The 4,143-nt window shown below is 37.3% G+C and carries 4 protein-coding genes; all 4 read right to left on the bottom strand.

Going from position 1 to position 4,143, the window contains the following annotated elements; all coding sequences use genetic code 11:
* Positions 1 to 27: 27 nt before the first annotated feature.
* Positions 28 to 285, bottom strand: a complete 258-nt coding sequence (locus tag D6734_13145; GenBank protein ID RMF92046.1) for a translation elongation factor-like protein — start codon at positions 283 to 285, stop codon at positions 28 to 30.
* 125 nt (positions 286 to 410) lie between these two features.
* The gene (clpB, locus tag D6734_13140) at positions 411 to 3,011 is read right to left on the bottom strand and encodes an ATP-dependent chaperone ClpB (GenBank protein RMF92045.1); all 2,601 of its coding nucleotides are present in this window, start codon (positions 3,009 to 3,011) and stop codon (positions 411 to 413) included.
* Positions 3,012 to 3,041: 30 nt separating this feature from the next.
* The gene (locus D6734_13135) at positions 3,042 to 3,959 is read right to left on the bottom strand and encodes a universal stress protein (GenBank protein ID RMF92044.1); all 918 of its coding nucleotides are present in this window, start codon (positions 3,957 to 3,959) and stop codon (positions 3,042 to 3,044) included.
* A partial coding sequence (locus D6734_13130; GenBank protein RMF92043.1) for a hypothetical protein occupies positions 3,934 to 4,143 on the bottom strand: 210 nt, incomplete at its 5' end. The genes D6734_13135 and D6734_13130, both read right to left, overlap by 26 nt.

The following is a 4,143-nucleotide window of genomic DNA, read 5'->3' as shown; positions in this document are numbered from 1 at the left end:
TTTTCAAAAATTAAATCAACAAGGTATTTACTCTGATATCTTTAAAACTTTGTCAAGTTTTCTCACCCTATCCGTTGTCTTTATACCAACCATATCACCTGCTGAAACCTTCTCAACAGGTTGATGCTCAATCTGCATAGATTCTACTGTTTGTTCAAAATCGGTTGTGTTTCCCAAAAACCTGATTTTGTCTCCTATGGATAATGTCCCTGATGTAATTTTTATTGCCGCTACACCAACTTTATTAAAATAATTATCCACAACACCAATTTCTTCTTCTTTCATATTCTACTCCTTTCTAAAAAATTGAAAAAACATTCAATTTAATAGAAATACAATAATATTATAATCTCCTTTTTCAATATGTTTTTAAAACTTTTTTATTATTAAACAATCATCTTTATCTTATTTCATTGAATCATCATTTCCCTGAATGTCAATTCATCCTTTTTACCATCGACATCTACGACAATCTTGTCTCCTTCAGAAAATTCCCCTTCCAAAATTTTAAGGGCAAGGACATCCTGAATTTCTCTCTGAATCAATCGTTTAAGTGGTCTTGCACCAAATGCTTCACTATATCCTTTTTGAGCAAGATATTGCACCGCCTCATCTGTCAGCTCTATGTCTATCTTTCTTTCACTCAGATATTTTTTAAGATTATTAATCTGGATATGCACTATCTTTTCAATATGTTCACGGCTCAATGGATGAAATACAATTATCTCATCAATTCTGTTTAGAAATTCCGGCTTGAAATAATCTTTTAAAGAATCACGTACCTTATATGCTATTTCTTCATAATTTGATTCATTCATCCCTGTTATAAATTGACTCCCAATATTTGAAGTCATAATAACGACAGTATTGGTAAAATCAACTGTCTTTCCGTGACCATCAGTAAGTCTTCCATCATCTAATAGCTGTAGAAGAATATTGAAAACATCTTGATGGGCTTTTTCAATTTCATCAAATAGGATAACAGAATAAGGGCGCCTCCTTACTGCTTCTGTCAAAGCTCCGCCCTCTTCATAACCCACATATCCCGGGGGAGCACCTATTAGCCGAGAAACTGAATGTCTCTCCATATATTCCGACATATCAATACGCACCATATTCTGCTCATCGTCAAAGAGAAACTCGGCTAAAGCACGAGCAAGCTCGGTTTTTCCTACACCTGTAGGTCCCAAGAATATAAATGAACCAATAGGCCGCTTTGCATCCTGCAATCCTGCCCGTGACCTTCTTACTGCACGGCATACGGCATCAACAGCATCATCCTGTCCAACGACTCTTTCCCTGATTTTATCTTCCATTCGAAGAAGCTTTTCCTTCTCTCCTTCAAGCATCTTTGAAACAGGTATTCCCGTCCATTTAGAAACAACCTCAGCTATATCTTCTTCATCAACCTCTTCTTTAAGAAATTTTTCCTCTGCCTGTAATCTTGCAAGCTCTTTGTTTGCTTCTTCAAGTTCTGATTCCAATTTTTTAAGTTCATCATAGAGAAGTTGAGCAGCTTTCTCCAAATTTCCCTCTCTCTGAGCAGATTCCGCTTCTGCTTTTACATTTTCAATTTGTTCTTTGAGTGTCCTTATTCTTTGTATCTTCTGCTTCTCATTTTCCCAATGAACTTGCATTGAATCTAGTTTTTCCTTTAAATCAGCAAGTTCTTTTTCCAATTTTTCAAGCTGCTCTTTTGAACTATCATCTTTTTCCTTCTTCAACGCTTCGCGCTCTATTTCCATTTGTGTAATTTTCCTTGTAATCTCATCAATCTCTGTAGGCATACTGTCTATTTCAATTCTAAGTCTCGATGCCGCCTCATCTATTAAATCGATAGCTTTATCAGGCAGAAAGCGATCCGTTATATATCTATTAGATAAGGTTGCTGCCGCTATGATTGCAGAATCCTTTATTTTTACACCATGATGGACTTCATATTTTTCCTTTAATCCTCTAAGTATCCCAATTGTATCCTCCACGGTTGGCTCACTCGTATAGACTGGCTGAAATCTTCTTTCAAGGGCGGCATCCTTTTCGATATATTTTCTATATTCATCTAGGGTTGTTGCACCTATGCATCTCAATTCTCCTCGAGCAAGTGCAGGTTTCAACATATTTGCTGCATCCATAGCACCTTCTGCCGCACCTGCACCAACAAGAGTATGCAACTCATCTATAAAGAGAATTATTTTCCCCTCTGATTCTGTTATCTCATTCAAAAATGCCTTCAGTCGGTCTTCAAATTCACCTCTATATTTCGCTCCTGCAATCAATGCTCCCATATCGAGCGCAACAAGCGATTTATTTTTTAACCCCTCAGGCACATCACCTTCAACAATTCTTCTTGCAAGTCCTTCCACAATTGCAGTTTTACCTACGCCGGGCTCACCAATGAGGACTGGATTGTTTTTTGTCCTTCTTGATAGAACCTGCATCACCCTTCTAATTTCGTCATCTCTGCCTATTACAGGGTCAAGTTTGCCTTTGGCGGCAAGTTCAGTCAAATCTCTGCCATATTTTTTCAAAGCTTCATATTTCTCTTCCGGATTTTCGTCAGTAATTCTCTGAGTGCCTCGTATCTCTTTCAGCACACTAAAAATGGCATCTTTAGTTACGCCTGCCTGAGACAAAACCCTTGAAGCCGCTCCACCCTTTTCATCGGCAATGGCAATCAATATATGCTCTGTGCTTACATATTCATCCTTTAACCTGCTTGCTTCTGCAAATGAATTGCTCAGCACCCTTTCCAATCTTGGAGAAATATAAATCTGCCGTCCCTCTCCATAAACTTTAGGGATTTTCTTAATCTCCTCATCTACATTCATTATAATTTGATTCTTGTCAGCTCCAAGTTTTTGCAATATTGGAGTAACTATACCCTCTTTTTGTTCCAAAAGAGCCAATAGCAGATGTTCAACATCTATCTGCTGATGGTCATTCTTCTCCGCTATTATTCTTGAATTTTCAATTGCCTCTCGCGCTTTAACTGTAAACTTATTAAATTGCATATTGCCATCTCCTCCTTTCTGCCCTCATCTTCACCTTCTGATTATGACCGGACATTTAATATTCCGCAATACATATTCCGTAGTACTGCCTAAAACCATTTCTATTATTCTGCTGTGTCCATATGCACCCATAAAAACCAAATCAATTTCTTCCTTTTCTGAAAATTCGACTATTACTTCATGGGCATTGCCTTCTATAAATGAAAAAATAGCTTTTATTTCATAAGAATCAAGATACTTTTTTGCTTCTTCAAGCTTCTTTTTACCCTCATCTTCGTCTTTGCCTACTGTCAAAATGTGCATTTCCGCTCCAATTGCAATGGCAAACTCAGCTGCCGTCTGCATTGCCAAACTGGCGTAATTGCTCCCATCAAAGCAAAGGAGGATTCGTTTAATTTCCCTATATTCAGCAGGAGTCAGAAAAATCGGCTTTTGGGATTTTCTTATGACCGCATCACTTATTGACCCAAGCAATCCTTTATCAAATTTTGCATTCAACCCCTTTTGTGCCAAAACAATAATATCTGCTGTTTTTGCCCTGCTGCATATTTCATTAGAAACTATTCCCGTATCGAGATATGTCTCATAAGGGATACCGTTATCCCTGCATTTCTCAGCAAACTCTTCAAGAATTTCACTTCCTCTTGAAGAAAGCACTTCCTTCATCTTGTCTGAAAGATTTACATATGGTTCAAATCCCATTGCGCCTGATATATCATGCACAATAGGTCCTTCAAGGGCAACGAGGTCAACAACATGTTGTCCAAAGAGTTTTGCTTTAAATTGTTTGGCTAACCATATTGCATACTTAAGACAAATATCACTGTATGGCGAACGGTCGAGTGGGATTAGTATATTCTTAAACATTTTTAGCCCCTTATAGATTAAATTATTTATTTTAAAGCTATGAAACCATCTTAATTTAAAAATAATTACCAATATATTCATTGTAAAGATTTTTTTCTAAATCATCAGACCAAAATTCAGCTGGAAAATTATCATTAGTTTCAGATATTGCTTCAGGTTTTGCCAACAAACAAGCTAAAAGCAATTCCTGGCGTCTACTAAGCTGATTTTTCTGATTCAACGCTGTCGTTTTTACAGGCTGTGCAGCGGCAGGCGGCTTATTAAC

This window comes from Candidatus Schekmanbacteria bacterium (assembly GCA_003695725.1).
In the GTDB taxonomy this organism is placed as follows: domain Bacteria; phylum Schekmanbacteria; class GWA2-38-11; order GWA2-38-11; family J061; genus J061.
This window is presented reverse-complemented; position numbering and strand designations above follow the sequence as displayed.